The organism is Desulfosporosinus metallidurans, assembly GCF_001936615.1.
In the GTDB taxonomy this organism is placed as follows: domain Bacteria; phylum Bacillota; class Desulfitobacteriia; order Desulfitobacteriales; family Desulfitobacteriaceae; genus Desulfosporosinus; species Desulfosporosinus metallidurans.
In genome coordinates, this window is the sequence record NZ_MLBF01000006.1 from 90,013 (window position 1) to 108,881 (window position 18,869).

The following is an 18,869-nucleotide window of genomic DNA, read 5'->3' on the forward strand; positions in this document are numbered from 1 at the left end:
ATTGCGCATCTTTCGGAACATAAGCTTTTCTCGTATTCTTTTTTACTTAACCAAAAACTAATAAACGACTGCCGATAAAATTAATAACAAGGCTCACACCTGTCGCAAGTAATTTACTGACGAGTATTGACCAAACAAAATGATTGTGAAAATAGATTAACAGGCCATAAGTTATAGTCAATGTGCCTAGGTTGAGAACCAGAAATCGGAGGAATGATCGGGAGGATTGAGCGCGTCCTCTAAAAGTCCATGTCCGATTCAGAAGGAAGCTGTTCAATACTCCACACGTGTAAGAAATACATTGCGCCACGAATAGGACAACACCCAGATTGGAGAACACTGTAAACACAGTAAAATCTACACCAGTATTTACTGCTCCAACCAAACAAAACTTTAAAAATTCAAGAGGGCGCTTCGCCATTTAGACAACCTTCTTTACAGTGCGTTCTCTTTTGACTATCCGTTCGTCCTTCACAATTCGCTCTTCGTTCTTCAACCCATAACACTCACTCACTATATACAGGGGGCGATTTCTTGTTTCGTCATAAATTCGACCAATATATTCTCCGATGACCCCCATCATTGTGAGGAGAACACCGCTTAACACGAATTGCATTGCCAAAACCAAATTCCACCCAGCGATAGCAGATTTACTGAATATTTTCAAAAGCAAGAGTACTACCAAGTAAGTTATACCTGAAGAAATGATGATTGCTCCAGCATAGGTTGCCAGTTTGATGGGTTTATAGGAAAAGGAGGTAATCCCATCCAAACTTAGTTTGATCATCTTTTTCAAAGGATACTTGCTTTCTCCAGCCAAGCGTTCATCCCGCTCATATTCAACCGCAGTCTGCTTAAACCCCACCCAGCTCACAAGGCCACGGACATAACGGTTTTTCTCAGGCAAGCGTTTCAGTTCTTCGCACACTCTGCGATCCAATAAGCGAAAATCCCCTGTATCTGTTGGGATATTGAGATCTGTTGACGCACTAAGAATGCGATAAAACAAGCGTGCGGTCAGTTTTTTAAACCAAGTTTCTCCCTTGCGCTTCGTTCGTTTGGCATAAACGACGTTATACCCTTCTTTCCACTTAGCAATCATTTTTAGAATTAATTCAGGAGGATCCTGTAGATCAGCGTCAATCACAACAACCGCAGCGCCAGACGCATAATCCATTCCCGCTGTAATTGCAATCTGATGCCCAAAGTTACGGGAAAAGGAAATTAGTTTGACATCCTCATCTTGAGCTCGGATGCTTTTAATCATTTCCAGTGTATGGTCACTACTGCCGTCATTCACGAAAATTAGCTCATACGATTCTCGAGTTGTATCCATTACCTGCTTCAAGCGCTGGTAAGTTTGACAAAGGACAACTTCTTCATTGTAGACGGGAATGACTATAGAATAGCGAATGTCCATGTTCATACGTCGTTTACCTCCTTTCCGTTAAGATTTGATTTCATATAACGCAGAAGATCCGTTTCTATCCATTCCCATGCCTCCGCTAGAATCTGTACTTGATTGCCACTCGCTTGATGGAATGGCGGTTCCATTCTGACGAATCCAAGTCTGAACGTCCGAACTTTCTCCCCCAGGGCCGCCTGATGAAAGCAAGACGTATTTGATTTCTTTGTTGGCAATCATTTGTTTCAATTTATCCACGGTTAGGATCGGATCAGAGCCAGAAAACCCACCCATGGCCATAACTGCTTTTCCGGTTTTAATAATATATGCCTCTGCCGTGCCGGCATTGGTCGTGGCAAACAAGTATTTCTCGCCAGTATTGTTGGTTGTCAGATAGTCCACCAATTTTGTGTTAATAGATTCCTGCATCTGGCCTTGAGCTTGGCCTTGTCTCTGAACACGAGCCAGATCTTGTGTTTGGTACGTGGTTTTAGTTTGGTCCTGGGTCTGGCTTTGAGCTTGTGCTTGGTTTGGGATCTGACCTTGTGGACCCTGACCTGGCATACCCTCTCCACTTTGTGGCCCCGCTGCAGGCATCATACTGTTTCCCCCGTAGATCATCGGAGTCGTTGCCCAAAAGAGCGGAGCGACTAGAAGCGTCATAATCCCACCTATAGCAGATATCCTAGAAATAGAGGTTCTAAACGATAGTTTTTGCGGAACACTATCCCCTAGTGAATCCCCAGTTGGAGTTGGAGTTGCAGTTGCAGATCCGAGATTCGAGGTTCGCTGGAAGAAAGGTGAAACCAATAGGATTAGAGAGAATACGACCCCCAATACCCCCACAACGACCGGCAGACTAATACCAATCTGGGTCTTATACGGCCAGAGAATAAAGACTTCGAAAGCTGTCGTTCCTAAGAATCCCACGGGTAGCAACCACCGTTTCCACCCTTCACTTTGTCGGTGATAGTAACAAAGTTCTACCCACCCAGCTCCTGTTAAGACCGCAATGGGAGGAGCTAACATAATCAAATAGTACTGATGGAAAAATCCTGCTACACTGAAGAAACCCATGATCGGCAACAACCAAGCCAGCCAGAACAAACTTTCCATCTGTTTATCAGTTAGCGGTTGTTTACGACGAATTCCTATGAGTAAGCCGATCGAAGATAATAAAGCAAAGGGCAGTAACCAGCTAATTTGTCCTGATAACTGAGACTGAAACAATCTTAGCGGACCGGCCGTTCCAGTGTTGAACATGCCATTGCTACCATTTCCAGGGCCTCCTCCACCCGGGCCACCATCTCTCATTTGACGATTTGAATCAGTTCCGTCGATGGCGGGCGGTTGCCCTGCAGAGTTCTGACCTGTTGCGTTCTGCACTGAACTAGAACCTTGCGAAGAACCATCAGCTCCCCCGCGGTTGCCTCCTCCCGGCCCTCCTTGTCCGGTCAGACGGGATATCCCGTTATAGCCAAAGGCTAATTCCAGGACTGAATTTGTTTGGCTGCTTCCAATATAAGGCCGATTTGCCGCAGGAATGCTATCCACGATGATTGGCCAGGATAACGAAACGATCAGTAGGGCTGCAGTAGACACGGCAAGCACGCCCAGCTTCTTTTTCCAATTCACTTTGAAAGCGAGTAAATAGAACAAGTAGAACGCAGGTAAAACCATATACGCTTGAAGCATTTTGATATTGAAACCCACCCCGATCATGGCAAAAGCTGCGATGGACCAAACCATTTTTTTTGTTTTCATGGCCCTAAATAACATCCACGTTGCCGCTAGAAGCGTGAAAACCAATAAACTATCCACATTATTCGTACGACTTACAGCGACTGCGATCGGTGTACAAGCAGCTACCAACGCTGCGAACCTGGCGGCAGTTTTACCGAAAGACGGTTTCACAAGTACGTAAATCAGCAGTACTGACCCTACTCCTGCCAAAGCCTGGGGCAAAATGACACTCCAGCCGTGTATGCCAAGTACTGAAGCAAACATCGTTTGAATCCAGAACGCCACAGGGGGCTTATCCACAGTCACGAACCCCCCTGGATCAAAGGACGCGAAAAAGAAGTTGTGAAAACTCTGTAGCATACTCGTAACCGCCGCCGTGTAATAGGCATTGGCATATTGATCTTGCCAAATGCCATAGATATTTAAGAAGGCGGCCAGTAAGACGATTCCAATCAGCAGCGAGTCAATTCGTTTAGCCTTTAAAAATTTCATTGCCTTGATAACTCCTTTTTAAGTAATTGTCTGTAGCACACTTTTGCTCTTTAGTTCTTCTTTACTATAACCTTCGTTTCTGAATCGCTCCTAAATGCCACCTGAACGTTAATTGAGTGTTTCCTGAAAATTAGCTGAAAAGCTCGGAAAATAAAAAACAGCTCTATCTGCAACAAATTGGCAGATAGAGCTGAAATTCTTAGGAACAACACCTCTGACGTTCCAACCCCGACCTTGTAGGAAATAACAGAAGAGCTCTGTTCACAATAATGCGAACAAAACTCTTCTTAATCCAAGACTATTATGACGGTTCATCGACTGGCAACCATACATAAAAGGTGGTTCCTTCCTCTGGCATACTTTCTACCCTTATCGTACCGCCATGAAGCTCCACGATGGATTTTGTAATCGCCAAGCCAAGTCCAGCACCTCCGTATTTACGAGTCCTAGACGAATCACTCCGATAAAATCGATCGAACAGCATAGCTAAATGTTCTTCGGGTATACCAGAACCGTTATCCTTCACGGTTAGCTCAACACCCTCGCCAGCCGTTGCCAAAGAAAGCTGAATATCTCCCTTCTCGGGATCGGTATGTTGAACCGCATTATGAAAGAGATTCAGTATAACCTGTTTTATTTTATCGGCATCAAACCAACTTCTTAAATTTGAGGTGAGTCTCAGACTGACTTTGCGAGTTCCAGCCAACAACCTTAATTGCGGGGCCATATCTTTAATGATCTCGTCCAATGCTCCCTCGCTTAATTGGATTTTGGGTGAACGGTCCAGCTTAGCAAGTAAGAGTAAGTCTTCTACCAGCTTTTTCATGCGGTCGGATTCTGCGTACATACTCGTCAGGGATCTGTTTAACATATCCGGTTGATTCATGGCACCCCGGAGGAGCACTTCTATAAATCCATGAATGACGGTCAATGGAGTACGTAACTCATGTGAAGCATCCGCAACAAAGCGGCGCATTTGCTCCTTGGACTCTTTTTCCGCCTCAAACGACAATTCTAGTCTCTGGAGCATGCCATTAAACGAATTTGCCAGTCGATCAATTTCCACTTGCCCTTGCTCAACAGGTAAACGCTCGGCAAGATTTCCAACGTCAATTTGTCCCACCGTGTCGACCATGTTAGACAAGGGAACCAAAGTTTTTCTCAGCACAGGAATAAAGGCTAACATTCCACCGATTAAGGCGAGCAAAGAAATTCCAAGGAACATAAGCAATTGCTGGAGCAACATATCTTGCAATGGCTTAGTACTTAAGTCTACTTGGACCACTTCAGGAATATGGTCTCTCGTCCGAATGGTCTGAAGGACAATCAGTTGTTCCTCTCCTTCTGTTGAGTTAACTATTTTATAGGTCAAGTTATGCTCAGAGCCCAGAGCATTTTGGTAATCCTGTTCAGGTAACTTTTGTGGTGTTCCCACGTTCACCGAGGAATTGGATAGGACCGTAAACGTCCCCTTCTCATCGATGAGGGCAATTGAGGCATCGGGCATAAAGAAAAAAGGAGCATGATGAGGTCCTTTTTCAAACAATGAACTTGATGAGCTATCGGTCACGGTCATCTGCTGCCAGGCGTCTGGAGGGACGGACTGAACCTGGCTCTGAATACTCTTCGCTTGATTTTGGTAGACAAACCCTTGCATAAAAACATATTGTAGGAAACCGATAACAACCAGCAAGGCGGCCATGAGTAACAGTGAACGAGCTAAGAGCTGAAACCGAAGGGAGTTTGGTACAAAAAAGCGTTGAAAGCGGGTTCTCAGTTTCATAACAAGTCAACTCTGTATCCAGCCCCGCGCAGAGTTCGAATCAAGCGATGTTCTTTGTCGTTCAATTTTTCTCGGAGTGATCGTATATACACTTCGACGATATTTTCATCTCCGCCGAAATCATAGCCCCATACCTTATCCAAGATTTTTGCTTTACTTAAGACCAGACCTTGGTTGAGCACCATGAATTTGAGCAACTCATACTCCGTGGTCGAAAGTTCTAGAACGCGCTGCTGGTATTGGATCTCCTTGCGCCGATCATCAATTCTAAATCCTCCGATTACCACTTCCCCTAAAAGATTGGGAAATTGATTGCGAACTCTAGCGTGGATGCGTGCCAACAATTCCTCGAAACTAAAGGGTTTCATCACATAGTCGTCCGCTCCTAAAGTCAACCCTTTGACTCTGTCCTCCACTTCATCCTTTGCCGTAAGCATAATAATCGCTACATTCTCCGTTTTTTTAAGCATACGGCACACTTCAAACCCATCCATACCAGGCATCATAACATCAAGAATTATAATATGAGGCTGGAATTGTTTTGCAAGGGTCACCCCAGTCATCCCATCTTGGGCAGTTTGCACTTCAAATCCTTCATTCTGAAGACCCATCTCTAAGAATTGTAAAATATTTGGTTCATCATCGACCAATAATATCTTGATTCCTTTTAAATTATTCACGATATACCCTCCAAATTAACTTAGAACGCAAATTAAGGTATAAATCTTTTGGATTCTTTCTTTATTATCCTATGGCGAGCTGAATTGACTCTGAAAGAACGCTGAAAGTTAGCTGAATCGGTCTAATTATAAGATAAAGTCGATTTCTCCTACATTATGGAATAACGACTTTGCTAAGATTAACATGTCTCCCAATCTAAAGTCAAACATAAACTCACAGAGGGTAAATAAAAATAGAGCCTTGATAGACTCTATTCGTAAGTTCTTTGTGGTGGGCGAGGGCAACTACAGCTAAACCACAGGTAAAACTAATAAAAAAGAGACATTGTAATTGTAAACTAGAATTTCCATCAAGTTTCTTTCATATCTGGCACTTACGAGTTGCCTACGTAAGGTGTGACATTCGAGTGGTAACAAATTTGTATGGCTAGTTTCCTCATCAAACAAGAATGCATCCTTTAGTTTAGTAAAGTAAGAAAGCAGTCGATAACTGGGAGTAATCTCCCTAGATCGGCTGTTTTCCATATCTTGATGTAATTACAAAGTGCTCCCGCCCCGGCGTAGCGGTTACTTGGGCATCTCAACATATAGTACTAATTCCACAATTATCCTCTATTCCCTGCAATAAGAACGCAAAAAGAGCGTCCAAAAACGCTCCGTTAAATTTTACCCCGCACCGTTTCCGTCGTCCAAATTTCCTGCTCCACGCAAGACTCAGCACTTGACTGCTGGCCAGGATTTATCAACGTTGGAGGTTACCTCACTTTGAAAATGAGGATCTATTAATGACCTATAATCCTGCAGGTTGTGTCGGCTCAACAGATAACTACCCATATTGGAGTGGAGGATTTACCACACGCGGTCTTGGCTCTGCGTTCAATTATGCTGCCCACAATGTCTTTAACCCAGCAACTATTGCCACAATTGCCTCAATGGAAACACTGTGGAACGATAGTGCATCAACAGCAGAATCGGAAGACTGCAGCCCATGTAATCAGTATGGTGTGGGAATTTGTCAGGTTGGAAAAACAATGTTCGATCAGTGGAACAGCTTCGTTGGAGGTGGCTATACCTGGTGCGGCGGCATATGTGGTAGCAACTATGCAAATAACATCCAGATATGTGCAGACTTTTTAGTTGCTGCTTTCTACAAACTACAAGAGCTTGGGTATACAGATTCTGTTCAGATGATGGCAATGGCTGCCACTGGATGGAACGGCCACTACTGCGGCTATGACCCTAATACAGCAATTTATGTATGGGGAAACAATTTTCCACCGTATTACTTGCCTGGCCCCAGTCAACTAACTCAATACGGAGCCTCGGCCGGATACTACTTTAAGAACTCAGGGTATTTTGGAAACGGCGTTTTGGATTATTCCATCCGGCTACCTTAGATTAAAGCCACTGCTATTATTTTAATAGTAGTGGCGGCCTCTTTACTTACTTTACCGTTCCCTTTCGGATGTTATCGAAGTCAGTCGGCTATTTTTCTATTTTGTTTGCTCATTAATACCTATCTGCTTCATGCTCCGCAGAATCTTGATGGCGTTACTTGGGTCATCTCGCCAATCTAGCTGATACCAGACAGAATTATTCACTTTCCAGAAGATTTCTGTGGTAGGGTGGTTTGCACCAGTATAAAAAAAATATAATCTTCCAGGAAACTCTGAAAGAGCTAAGCCGTTTCCTCCAATGAGGTTGATGATCTGGGAAGCATAACTTATGGTGCTTCCTTCTTTGCTGTCTGGTTGAGCCGCTACAAAGTAACCCCATTGACCAGATTCCCATGAGATTGCCTTACCGGCAGCAGGATCAATAATGTATTCCTTGCACTCAATTTCATTAGTAAGTTTGATGGTTTTCAGTTCTCTGTTTTCACTGATAAACTGCTTTTCCAGCGGCGATACTGGAGGGTTCCCGACATTACCGGAAAGTGTTCCAACATACATTCCGGTTTTATTTCCCCGAGACCGCAGGTCGATTTCTATCGTAAACTTATTATTGCTTGATTCAAGATTAAGAAACCACTCCTCTCCCGTATATGGGGCAGGAAGATAAGCGGGTAAAAAAACGGGAAAATCACTTGTTTCAAGCAGCCTTCCAGCAATCTTATCAAATGGTATAGCTATAGGAGTTGACTGTGGTGAGACTTTTATTGCCTGATCAGAGCTATTTATCGTCGAATTACTTGCACAGCCAGAAGCACTAATTACTAGCAAAGCTACAAAAAAGATTATGGGGATAAATAATTTCCATTTCCTCAATTTACCCATGATATAGGAAAACCTCTTTTCACTAATAGAATAGTTTACTGGTTTCTTGTAAGTGCAAATAACCCCAAAAGGATAATATCATATAAGGTTAAAGCCGGAGGCAATTATCATAATAAGATGTGCCGTTCGCTATTTTCAAGTACAAAGAACATTGAGAAACACATATCAGACATTGAACGTGTTGCTTTAGGCTTAGCTCAGCCATATTTGCCACAAATAGAGATCATTTTATCATTGCCAAGCATCAAGGATGTTTTTACTGCCATTGCTATCATCGGTGAGATCGGTAGTGATATGGCAAGGCCACTATAGCTATTGGGCATACGCTGCTAACTTGCATTTTACCACATGCTGGATAAGAATGAGACGTTTGATTATGAATTATACAAAATCAACTCCAAACCAAAACAAACTTATGTATCTCAGATCACTGAGGAAATGGCTATACGCTACCTGCAAACATTAGGCTACCAAATACCCGATATGCGTAATACGACTTAATACTTAAATTTAATATTCATTTTAAAGTCCGCTTATGGTGGGCTTATTTTGGTGCACCTTTCTTTTTTCACAGTCTCATTTCTGAACTCTTTCAAACTATGTGCCTCCTTTCTGTTTGCTACAAATTTGTATTACAGTAGGGGATAATCCGTTTACTGCTTTCTATTATATACTTCCTATCCAGATTCCACCAATACATAATTTGTAATAGACGAGTTGAATTTTTTACAAATTTATTTTTACATTTATTAAGAAGTCAAGAGGGAATACAGATGCAGGGGAATCGACGCTCTAACACATTGTATTGATTATGAAATATTGAGTTCAGTTAGGTACTTAACCCCAACGACCCCAAAAAGGCCTGTGGCAAAACGGCTAGCCGTATGGTATCCATACTATATCCACCGAATCCACAGTTCACCACCATAGTTACTAAGAATTACATTACAACCTCAATTACAGTCTCAAGGGTAGTCCTATATGAATATTTCAATATTCATACACTAATTTACTTGCAAACTCTGAAACCCTTGCCATAAGCGACTTTCAAAATGCAACCACAGTATAATCACCATCCATAGTTATTTTCTTCCTTGTGCCTCTACCCCTTGTCGCAGTGGCCTTTGCTGTCATTTCAGTGTACCTCCTTGTTATTCAGGGAACGAGAACCGTTGCCCTGTTATAATGTATCGGTCACACCTACCTTTGAATGTATCGGTCTAAAAAGCAAAAAGAGCTGGTAATTTCTTACCAACTCCGTAAACCCTTGATATAACTGTGTTTCAATAATCTGGTGGGCGAGGGGGGACTTGAACCCCCACATACTCACATATATCGGATTTTGAGACCGACGCGTCTGCCATTCCGCCACTCGCCCAATATGCTGTCGTCGCATTGATTAATGACGACTTAGATATAATAACACTAGTTCAACGGATTAGTCAAGCCTTTTCTAAAATTCCCAAGGACTTTTGGGAAATTTCTTGGTACACTCCAATGGCCCTCAACTTTTGATAGCGATTTTCCCGCAGCGCTTCTGGATTCTCCGACCTCAGACTCACAAGATGTTTGGAAATGACCTGAGATAATTTCTCTGCGGTCTGATTTAAGTCTTTATGTGCTCCGCCAAGAGGTTCGTGAACCATCTCATCCACTACCCCAAGTCTTTGTAAGTCTGGAGCTGTAAATTGCAAAGCAGCCGCCGCTTCTTTCGCCTTGGCCGGGTCTTTCCAAAGAATAGAGGCACAGCTTTCCGGAGCAATAACCGAGTAAAAGGAATTCTCTAGCATCAAGACCACATTACCTACCCCTAGAGCGAGTGCGCCCCCACTGCCACCCTCTCCGATGACCGTACTGATCACCGGAACGTGGTAGCCGGACATCGCTTGGAGGCATCGCGCAATAGCCTCACCCTGCCCTCGTTCCTCAGCGGCTAAGTCACAGGCTGCCCCAGGAGTGTCTATAAATGTCAGGATCGGACGACCAAATTTTTCGGCCTGATCCATCAAACGCAACGCCTTATGATAGCCTTCCGGATGGGGCATGCCAAAGTTACGCTTGATATTCTCCTTCGTATCCTTCCCCTTTACTTGGGCGACAACTGTCACGGCTGTCCCGTGAAAAAGTGCAATCCCACCCACAATTGAGCGATCATCCGCAAAGAGCCGATCCCCTTTGAGTTCTATGAAATCCTCAAACAACAAGGATGCATAGTCGTAAAAATTAGGCCGTTCCGGATGCCTAGCAATCTGAACTTTCTGCCAGGGTTCAAGGTTTCCATAAATCTCTTGCTTCAAAAGGAGCACTTTCTTTTCCAGGGTAGCAATTTCCTGGAAAAGATCAATTTCCTTTTCCGCCGAGAATTTTTGGAGTTCTGCAATTTTTTGAACGAGTTCTACTATCGGCTTTTCAAAATCAAACAGTTGCACCATACTGAGCCCCTTCCTGATGGTACCGCAACAAGCGGGCTAAGACAGATCGCATCTGAGCACGTCCTACAATAAGATCAATTAAGCCATGTTCTAGGTTGAACTCAGCCGTTTGTGCGCCTGCAGGAAGTTCTTGCCTCATCGTTTGCTTGATCACACGCGGCCCTGTAAAGCCTATTAAGGCATTGGGTTCGGCAATTAAAATGTCCCCGAGTGAAGCATAGCTAGCTGTCACTCCCCCGAACGTGGGATCTGTAAGTACCGAAATATAAAGTAAATGGTTTTCTGCCAGTTTTCCCAAAGCAGCACTAGTTTTAGCCATCTGGTAAAGCGAGAGAATTCCTTCCTGCATCCGTGCCCCCCCTGAAGTCGATATTATGATCACAGGCAAATGTAAATCAATCGCCCGTTCAATGGCCCGAGTAATCTTTTCCCCCACAACGGAGCCCATGCTGCCCATCATAAAATTTCCTTCATTAATAGCAAGCACGACAGAGTTACCTTCAATCTTTGCTAAACCCGTAAGTACACCTTCCGGGATCCCAGATTTCTCCTGTGCCTCCTGAAGCTTCCCTTCGTAACCGGGGAACTCTAAAGGATCAAGGGTGAATACCTCTGTGTCCCATTCTTCAAAACTGTTTTCATCCACCAATAACTCCAGTCGTTCTCGAGCTGGAATTCGGAAATGATGCTCGCACGTTGTGCACACTCGTGAGTTTTCCTCAAGGTTTTTGTTAAAGAGAACTTCCCCGCACTTCGGACACTTGACCCAAAGACCGTCAGGAAGTTCTTTCTTGCCAATATACGTCGGCTCTTGGGGAGGAACATCCGAGGGACTACGTTTCTGCGTCGGCGTAGATGGAATGGTGACATACTTTGTTTTTCGAAATATATCTTTAAACATGTTTAGCTCCCTATGGCGCCAGTAATGATCTCATGCGCTTCTTCTGCTTCAGATTCTGGTACGAGGATTTCGACTGAAGCGTGTTCAGCCAGATGTGCTGAACCAATCGGACGAAGTTGAACGAGCATCCCTTCTTCTGTGAGGATTGCTTTATATTTCTCTGCTATTAACTTATTGGGTGCAATATAAATGACGGTCCACATTCTGCAAAAGCCCCCTTATTAAATCCGTATTATGATACCACAGCCCTTCAGATTGTGCAACTTATGCGAGCTAGCTACTAATCCTCAGCATTTAATTCAGTGCGCAAATTGGAGTATTTAGCGATTAATGCCTTTTCGACATGCGGTGGTACAAAATCCGAGATCACGGCATGCAAACTGGCCGTCAATTTAATCGCACTTGAACTGATAAATGAGAATTCACTCTGGGTCATGAGGAAAATCGTTTCAATATCTGGTGCAATCTTCTTGTTCATTAAGGCTAGTTGGAATTCATATTCAAAATCGGATAAAGCGCGAAGCCCACGAAGAATGGCTACTGCTCCACATTGTCGTGCAAATTCAACCGTCAAGCCTTCAAAAACGCGAACATGGACATTCGGCATTTCCTTGGTTGATTCCAAGAGAAGTTCCATTCTCTCTCCGAGTGTAAACAAGGGGGTCTTGTTACTATCGGCAGCAATGGCAATGGTCACCTCATCAAAAAGCTCTTTCGCCCGGATTAAAATATCAAGATGTCCATTCGTCACCGGGTCGAAGGTTCCAGGATAAATCGCTGTACGCACAGTGTATCTCCTTTTTTATTTAGGATATTTCCATGGATTTCGCCTTAAAAATCAATAATCCTGCTAAGGAAAATCATTTTAAGCAAAATTTTTAGCAGATTTCCAGACTACATTACGTTGGTCCATTGCTTCTTGAAGTTCCTTCTTCAATTCTTCTTCGTCATTGACCCATAGTTCCCGTTTTCCTTCAATAACTTTCTGATTATCCTCAAAATAGAAATAAACCGGCTGACTTCCCGGAAAACGCTCTAAAATACTTAATACCGTTGGCATAAGGTCACTTTTCTCATTAGAAAATCTCAAAAAAAGGCGCCTTCCTGTTACTATTGATGAGACACTTTTAGGTGTAGTAGTGCCAGCAATCTTATTGTTCTGTCCAGAAGGCTTTAGGTCCACAAGTTTGGTGATTTTCTCAGCGAAGATTTTTCTTTCCTCATCTCGGACAATGTAGTTCCCCACGACAACAAGGACTTGGTCATTTCCTAAATTGCGTGTTTGCGCATAGATCCGCGGAAAAATCAAAACCTCAATCTCACCTGTTAAATCTTCCAAAACAAAACTGGCCATCATCTCGCCCTTTTTAGTCACATTCTGCCGAAAGCCAGTTACTAATCCGCCGAGAGCCACCTTCCTTTCTTCCTCACTTTCCAAGCAAGTGAGAATATCTGAGGAAAGAAAAGGTTGAAGTTGAGGAAGAACAGAGGAAAGAGGGTGCCCACTTAAGTAGAGTCCCAAGTATTCCTTTTCCATCTCTAGGATCTCCCGTTCTTGGAAATCCGGAAGTTGAGGTAAAATAATCCCTTCGTCCAACTCTTCATCCAAATCGAAAAGAGAGAATTGGCCTGAAAGTCGATCTTTTTGCCGACGTTGCGCCGTGTCTAAAACCTGATCCAACACAGCCATGGCCTGAGCACGTGAACAAAACGAACCGAAGGCACCGGAGCGGACCAAGCTTTCCAGAACACGCCGATTTAAGACCTTTTGGTCAACACGCATGCAAAAATCATAGAGTGATTTAAAGGGGCCCTCTTTCCGTGCATCCAAAATCTTCTCGACGACATTGACTCCCACATTGCGAATAGCTCCTAAGCCGAAACGAATCACTCGCTCTTCAATGGAAAACCCAACTTGGCTATACTGCACATCCGGAGGGAGCACATGTATTCCACTTTGCTTAGCATCTTGAATATAAAACGAGATTTTATCTGACGAGCCCATCACCGTGCTCAACAAGGCTGCCATGAACTCTATTGGGTAGTTTGCTTTCAAATAAGCCGTTTGATACGAAATCACAGCATAGGCTGTTGCATGCCCTTTATTAAAGCCATATTCCGCAAACTTAGCCATTAAATCAAAAATTTCCTCGGCATCTCGGCGCGTCAAACCGATCCGAAGTGCCCCTGGGATAATCCATTTCCCATCTTCATCTTGTAACCCTTCAATAAAGTTCTTCCGTTCTTCTTCCATAATCTCTTTTTTCTTTTTTCCCATTGCCCGACGGAGCAGATCCGCGCGCCCCAGAGAATAACCGCCAAGGTCACGAGCAATTTGCATGACTTGCTCTTGATAAACGATAATCCCATAGGTGGATTTGAGAATCGGCTCCAATTTCGGATGCAAATACGTAATTTTGCTCCCATGTTTTCGACGAATAAACTCTGGGATTTGTTCCATCGGACCAGGTCGGTACAAAGCCAAAACCGCAATAATATCTTCGAAACAAGTCGGCTTAAGATCCTTAAGAATCGCTCGCATTCCGCCGCTTTCCAGCTGAAAAATTCCTGTGCTATTTCCCGAAGCCAACAAAGTGTACGTTTGCAGATCGTCTAAGGGCAAGGTTTGTAAATCCAGTTTAGAACCCTTCGTCTCTTCAATTTGGCGCACAGCCTCTTGCAAGATCGTTAAGTTTCGCAACCCCAAAAAATCCATTTTTAGCAACCCAATTTCTTCGACTGCTTTCATTGGGAATTGGGTCATGACGAAGTCCTCAGACGTCCTCTGGAGAGGCAGGTAATTGACGAGAGCTTCTTTAGAGATCACGACCCCTGCAGCATGAGTAGAGGCATGTCTCGTCATTCCTTCAAGAGATCGCGCTAAAGTGTAGAGGCGTTTAATCTCTTCATCCCCTTCAACCATCCGGGCCAAATCAGGGGATACACTTAAAGCTTTCTCCAGAGTCATCCCTAAATCTGAAGGAATGGCTTTCGCTACTTTATCGACTCGCGCTAAAGGCATAGCTAAAACCCGCCCCCCATCTCGGATCGCTGCTTTAGCCCCCATGGTTCCGAAGGTTATAATCTGGCAGACTTTATCCGCACCATATTTTTCGGTAACATAGCGGATGACACGTTCCCGGCCATCTGGGTCAAAATCTATGTCAATATCCGGCATGGAGATTCGTTCCGGATTTAAAAACCGTTCGAAAAGAAGATCAAAACGCAGCGGTTCAACTGACGTAATTCCCAGTAAATACGCCACCATACTCGCCGCTGCCGAGCCACGTCCTGGCCCTACGGCAACCCCGTTTTCTCGAGCAAAACGGCAAAAATCCGCCACAATCAAAAAATACCCTGAGAAACCGGTTTGAAAGATGACCCCAAGTTCATACTCCAACCGTTCACGTTCTACCTCCGTCATTTGAGGGTAGAAACGCGGAAAAGTCTCCCGACATTCTTTCTCGAGATAGGCATCTAAGGTGTACCCTGCGGGTATCTCAAACACAGGTAATAGATTTTCTCCAAAATGAAAATCAAATTGACACCGTTCGGCAATGAGACCTGTGTTTTTCAGGACCTCAGGGTGTTCACCGAACAACAGAGACATATCCTGTACGGACTTGAGAAAGAATTCCTGACTAGAGAAACGCATCCGGGCAGTATCCGCTAAGGTTTTACCTGTTTGGATACAGAGTAGAGCATCCTGCACGAAAGCATCTTCTCGGTTGACATAATGCACATCATTAGTTGCCACCATGGGTATCCCTGTACGCTCATGCACCTGCCACATTCCTGCCATAACTTTGCGCTGTTCGTCTAAACCGTGATCTTGGATTTCGAGAAAGAAATTTCCCTTGCCGAAAATCTCAACATAGTCGAGGGCACTTTGTACTGCCATCTCTAATTGATCGTGTAAAAGATAGTCTGCAACCTCTCCGGCCAAACAAGCGCTTAGCGCAATGATCCCTTTAGCGTGATTGCGAAGAATTTCTTTATCTACGCGAGGCTTATAGTAAAAGCCTTCTATATGAGCCATGGAAACCAGCCTGATCAAGTTACGATACCCTTCCTCATTTTCGGCTAATAGCACCAAATGATGATTGGTATCATCCTTCCCCGGCGTTCGGTCTGTCCGTTTGCGAGGGGCTACATAGACTTCGCACCCGATGATCGGTTTAATCCCCTCTTTACGGCAAGCCTTATAGAAGTCGATGACCCCATACATCACCCCATGGTCAGTAATGGCCAAAGACGACATCTTCAACTCTACCGCTCGCTTGACTAAGTTTTTGATCCGTGCTGCTCCATCGAGTAAGCTAAATTCTGTGTGATTATGGAGGTGAACAAAGCCATAAGGGTTATTATTAGTTTCTTCAATCATTATAAGGCTTCACCTTCCTCCCCATGGTCCATAAGAAAACTAGATATCATGAGACTTTCATAAATTGTTCGGAATAGGCGTTTGGTCTCAATATAATAATTGTAACGTTAAATTGACGGATTGTCTAACCCTATTGGCCTAATGCGAGTGTCGGGGGGCCTAAAAACAAAAAGAGCCCTAAACCGGTTTGCACGGTCAGGGCTTCCATTCTTCCTATTCCTGCTTCAAAACATTTACACATTGAATGATTAACTAGTCGTTTCACTGACTAATTTCTTATCCCCAATCCTAGCCGTCATCAGGCCTTTTGCAACTATGGCATCATTAACCGTGACTTCTACTTCAATATTGCAATGTTTTTTAGCAACTAATAACAGCTTAGCCGTGACTTTGATTTCTGTTCCCACTGCAATCGGTTGCAGTTGATACAAGGTGAAATTTTCCGTGATTGCATCGAGCCGATACTTCTTGCGCAACCCGATGTAACCCGCCATGTTCATCACGGTTACGAGAACCCCACAACTTGCGGAACCATAATCATTAACCATGGAATTGGTAATTTCTCCTTCGATGGTCAGATGCTCAGCATCATCGACATATCGGAATCCGCTTAAGACCAGATTGTCCACAGTTTCACCAAATTGAGGTTGCTTTTGGACCTGTTGGTAAGCTTCTATGACATCTTGCAGGCTAACAATACCAATCAGTTTGCCCTGGTCAGCCACGACCGCGATTTCCCATCCTTCCCAAACCATGATTCGAGAAATATGGGTCACTGGATCATCTCGTCCCACCAAAAATGGTTTTGTATTCATCACGTCTTTAATCCGCGTTGTAGCTTCTTCTCCGGAGACATCTACAGCAGTGACGATTCCCACAAGCGTCATGTCAGGCTCAACGACAGGGAAACGGCTGTGACCCGTATTATGCGAAAGCTCGCGCCAGTCTCCAACCGTGGCATCCGTAGTTAAATAGTTTACATCTTTAACCATAATATCTTCAACTAAAATTAGTTCCTTTTCAATTAAGCGATCATATAAAGCCCGGTTAATCATCGTCGTGACCGCAAAAGTATCATAGGGAGATTGTATAATTACCAGTTGTTCTTTTCTAGCTAAGTCCACGACCTCTTCATCTGGTTCCAGTCCTCCTGTGATCAACAATGACGCATTCTGCTGCAAAGCAACAATCTGGACGTCACGACGGTTTCCAACAATACACAACGCTCCATCTTCCAAGTAGCGTTCCATGGCATCTACTTCCATCGCCGCGATAATAAATTTGTTTGGCGAGCGATCGAGATACTCGAAACCACAGATAACAACCCCTTCGGCAATCTGAGAAACTTCACGCAACGTCAAATCCTCAATTTGTCGCTCTTTGACCCCTTCAATTCGAATGGTTCCGACCTTAGGAATCGAACGTACAAATCCTTTGCCCTCTGCCTCTTTAATAGCCCGATAAGCAGTCCCTTCACTGACATCCAACTCTTTGGCAATAAACCGCACGGAAACCTTACTGCCAATGGCCAGATCTTCAATAAATGTTAAAATTTGTTGGTGCTTTGTCAACTAAAAACTCTCCCCACATAATACTATACGATCAATAATTATATCACAAAATTCTTGATCAAACTATGCCTAAGGCAGGTCTTTTAACCATCTTTTCGTCTCCTCTGGGTCATAAGTCCTCCGATTCTGCCGGCATCTTTGGCACTCAAGGAATGCCACCCGTCACTATGGATCTGTTCAAGCAAACCCAATTCGGCCGCAATCTCCATTTTTAACGGTTCTAACGGATCTATTCTCTTTACTTTTGGTTTTGACTGTTTCACTTTAGATCCTCCCCCTACTCATGATATTAAAATCTTCTTCATAATGTGGACAGTTCGGTCCCCGGTCTCCTATCAGATGTTCCAAACGACAGTGCCCTTCAACCGCATAAAGACAACGGATAGAACATAATTTTCTGGTCAACAACCTCATCTCCTTTCTACGACAAGTTTTACCGTTTTTACATAAAAATATCCCGCTTGAAATCAAGCGGGATATTCAATCTCTAATTTGTTTTTAAATTACTAGCGTTTCACCGGGATTCAGAACCTTGCCTTGACTTTCCGGAGCCCTGCGTTGGAGGAGGTGCAGGAACTCTCCTACATCCTGAGCAATGAGTGGAAACGTATTATAGTGCATCGGAATGACCACTTTAGGCCGTAGTAATTGAGAAGCATGGACAGCTTCATCAATCCCCATGACATAATTGTCACCGATCGGAAGCATGGCAACTTCTATGGGATGCCGAAGACCGATAAGTTCCATATCGCCGAACAGTCCTGTATCCCCTGCATGATAAAGCCATTTCCCTTCAATTTGAAGCAAAAATCCACAGGGCGGACCGCCATAGATCATGTTCCCTCCATCGGGGCTCGCGATCCCCGATCCATGCAAAGCAAGAGTCAGTTTAACCCACCCAAAAGGAAATTGGTGCTTTCCTCCGATATGCATGGCGTGCGTCTCTGCCCCTTGACTTCGACAATAAGCGGCCAACTCGGCCACAGCAATAATAGGAGCTCCAGTACGTCTTGACAAATAAATAGCATCCCCCAAATGGTCGTTATGACCATGAGTCACCAAAATCGCATCAAGTTGAGTGAAATCGTCGGGTTTAGTCGTTGTACTCGGGTTATCTGTCAAAAAAGGATCAATAAGGATTCTTCCTGCTTTCCCTTCAATTTCAAAGCAAGCATGTCCGTGGAAATGGATGTGCATTCTTA

Annotated in this window: 15 protein-coding genes and 1 tRNA gene; 1 reads left to right on the plus strand and 15 read right to left on the minus strand. The window is 44.0% G+C overall.

Going from position 1 to position 18,869, the window contains the following annotated elements; genetic code table 11:
* Window positions 1-46: 46 nt before the first annotated feature.
* From DSOL_RS29955 to DSOL_RS06315, 5 genes are all read right to left on the minus strand, one after another.
* Complete coding sequence (locus DSOL_RS29955) at window positions 47-421, minus strand: GtrA family protein (RefSeq protein WP_075364026.1); 375 nt, start codon at window positions 419-421, stop codon at window positions 47-49.
* Complete coding sequence (locus DSOL_RS06300) at window positions 422-1,426, minus strand: glycosyltransferase family 2 protein (protein WP_075364027.1); 1,005 nt, start codon at window positions 1,424-1,426, stop codon at window positions 422-424.
* A gap of 21 nt (window positions 1,427-1,447) precedes the next feature.
* A complete protein-coding gene (locus tag DSOL_RS06305) occupies window positions 1,448-3,640 on the minus strand; it encodes an ArnT family glycosyltransferase (RefSeq protein ID WP_075364028.1) in 2,193 nt (730 codons plus the stop codon).
* A gap of 301 nt (window positions 3,641-3,941) precedes the next feature.
* Window positions 3,942-5,423 (minus strand): sensor histidine kinase, encoded by a 1,482-nt coding sequence (locus DSOL_RS06310; protein ID WP_075364029.1) that lies wholly within the window; start codon window positions 5,421-5,423, stop codon window positions 3,942-3,944.
* Window positions 5,420-6,103 (minus strand): response regulator transcription factor, encoded by a 684-nt coding sequence (locus DSOL_RS06315; protein ID WP_075364030.1) that lies wholly within the window; start codon window positions 6,101-6,103, stop codon window positions 5,420-5,422. The genes DSOL_RS06310 and DSOL_RS06315 overlap by 4 nt, the downstream gene beginning before the upstream one ends.
* A 785-nt stretch (window positions 6,104-6,888) precedes the next feature.
* Between DSOL_RS06315 and DSOL_RS06320 the strand changes: the two genes are divergently transcribed.
* Window positions 6,889-7,500, plus strand: coding sequence for a hypothetical protein (locus DSOL_RS06320; protein WP_075364031.1), 612 nt, complete (start codon window positions 6,889-6,891; stop codon window positions 7,498-7,500).
* Window positions 7,501-7,596: 96 nt separating this feature from the next.
* Here DSOL_RS06320 and DSOL_RS06325 read toward each other — a convergent pair whose 3' ends face one another.
* The 10 genes from DSOL_RS06325 to DSOL_RS06380 form a co-directional block, all read right to left on the minus strand.
* On the minus strand, window positions 7,597-8,379 hold the full coding sequence (locus DSOL_RS06325) for a hypothetical protein (RefSeq protein ID WP_075364032.1): 783 nt from the start codon (window positions 8,377-8,379) through the stop codon (window positions 7,597-7,599).
* A 1,292-nt stretch (window positions 8,380-9,671) separates the two neighbouring features.
* Window positions 9,672-9,757: transfer RNA gene (locus DSOL_RS06335), tRNA-Leu, on the minus strand.
* Window positions 9,758-9,821: 64 nt separating this feature from the next.
* A complete protein-coding gene (locus DSOL_RS06340) occupies window positions 9,822-10,811 on the minus strand; it encodes an acetyl-CoA carboxylase carboxyltransferase subunit alpha (protein ID WP_075364034.1) in 990 nt (329 codons plus the stop codon).
* The gene (gene accD, locus DSOL_RS06345) at window positions 10,795-11,712 is read right to left on the minus strand and encodes an acetyl-CoA carboxylase, carboxyltransferase subunit beta (protein WP_075364035.1); all 918 of its coding nucleotides are present in this window, start codon (window positions 11,710-11,712) and stop codon (window positions 10,795-10,797) included. Before accD ends, DSOL_RS06340 begins: the two co-directional genes overlap by 17 nt.
* A 2-nt stretch (window positions 11,713-11,714) precedes the next feature.
* Window positions 11,715-11,915 carry a putative signal transducing protein gene (locus DSOL_RS06350; protein WP_075364036.1) on the minus strand — a complete coding sequence of 67 codons (201 nt, stop codon included), beginning with the start codon at window positions 11,913-11,915 and terminating at the stop codon, window positions 11,715-11,717.
* Window positions 11,916-11,992: 77 nt separating this feature from the next.
* The gene (coaD, locus tag DSOL_RS06355) at window positions 11,993-12,499 is read right to left on the minus strand and encodes a pantetheine-phosphate adenylyltransferase (protein WP_075364037.1); all 507 of its coding nucleotides are present in this window, start codon (window positions 12,497-12,499) and stop codon (window positions 11,993-11,995) included.
* Window positions 12,500-12,577: 78 nt separating this feature from the next.
* Window positions 12,578-16,096: a DNA polymerase III subunit alpha gene (locus DSOL_RS06360; protein ID WP_075364038.1), complete on the minus strand. Its 3,519-nt coding sequence runs from the start codon at window positions 16,094-16,096 to the stop codon at window positions 12,578-12,580.
* A gap of 248 nt (window positions 16,097-16,344) precedes the next feature.
* Entirely contained in the window at window positions 16,345-17,667 is a 1,323-nt protein-coding gene (locus DSOL_RS06365) for a DRTGG domain-containing protein (RefSeq protein WP_075364039.1), read from the minus strand.
* Window positions 17,668-17,750: 83 nt separating this feature from the next.
* A complete protein-coding gene (locus DSOL_RS06370) occupies window positions 17,751-17,930 on the minus strand; it encodes an alpha/beta-type small acid-soluble spore protein (RefSeq protein WP_170871453.1) in 180 nt (59 codons plus the stop codon).
* A 235-nt stretch (window positions 17,931-18,165) separates the two neighbouring features.
* Window positions 18,166-18,864 (minus strand): metal-dependent hydrolase, encoded by a 699-nt coding sequence (locus DSOL_RS06380; protein WP_075364041.1) that lies wholly within the window; start codon window positions 18,862-18,864, stop codon window positions 18,166-18,168.
* Window positions 18,865-18,869: the final 5 nt, after the last annotated feature.

What these genes read in the sequence shown, in the direction of transcription:
- DSOL_RS29955 (WP_075364026.1), bottom strand. Translation starts at nt 421, where the DNA reads ATGGCGAAGCGCCCTCTTGAATTTTTAAAGTTTTGTTTGGTTGGAGCA.
- DSOL_RS06300 (WP_075364027.1), bottom strand. Translation starts at nt 1,426, where the DNA reads ATGAACATGGACATTCGCTATTCTATAGTCATTCCCGTCTACAATGAA.
- DSOL_RS06305 (WP_075364028.1), bottom strand. Translation starts at nt 3,640, where the DNA reads ATGAAATTTTTAAAGGCTAAACGAATTGACTCGCTGCTGATTGGAATC.
- DSOL_RS06310 (WP_075364029.1), bottom strand. Translation starts at nt 5,423, where the DNA reads ATGAAACTGAGAACCCGCTTTCAACGCTTTTTTGTACCAAACTCCCTT.
- DSOL_RS06320 (WP_075364031.1), top strand. Translation starts at nt 6,889, where the DNA reads ATGACCTATAATCCTGCAGGTTGTGTCGGCTCAACAGATAACTACCCA.
- DSOL_RS06325 (WP_075364032.1), bottom strand. Translation starts at nt 8,379, where the DNA reads ATGGGTAAATTGAGGAAATGGAAATTATTTATCCCCATAATCTTTTTT.
- DSOL_RS06340 (WP_075364034.1), bottom strand. Translation starts at nt 10,811, where the DNA reads ATGGTGCAACTGTTTGATTTTGAAAAGCCGATAGTAGAACTCGTTCAA.
- accD (WP_075364035.1), bottom strand. Translation starts at nt 11,712, where the DNA reads ATGTTTAAAGATATATTTCGAAAAACAAAGTATGTCACCATTCCATCT.
- DSOL_RS06350 (WP_075364036.1), bottom strand. Translation starts at nt 11,915, where the DNA reads ATGTGGACCGTCATTTATATTGCACCCAATAAGTTAATAGCAGAGAAA.
- DSOL_RS06360 (WP_075364038.1), bottom strand. Translation starts at nt 16,096, where the DNA reads ATGATTGAAGAAACTAATAATAACCCTTATGGCTTTGTTCACCTCCAT.
- DSOL_RS06380 (WP_075364041.1), bottom strand. Translation starts at nt 18,864, where the DNA reads ATGCACATCCATTTCCACGGACATGCTTGCTTTGAAATTGAAGGGAAA.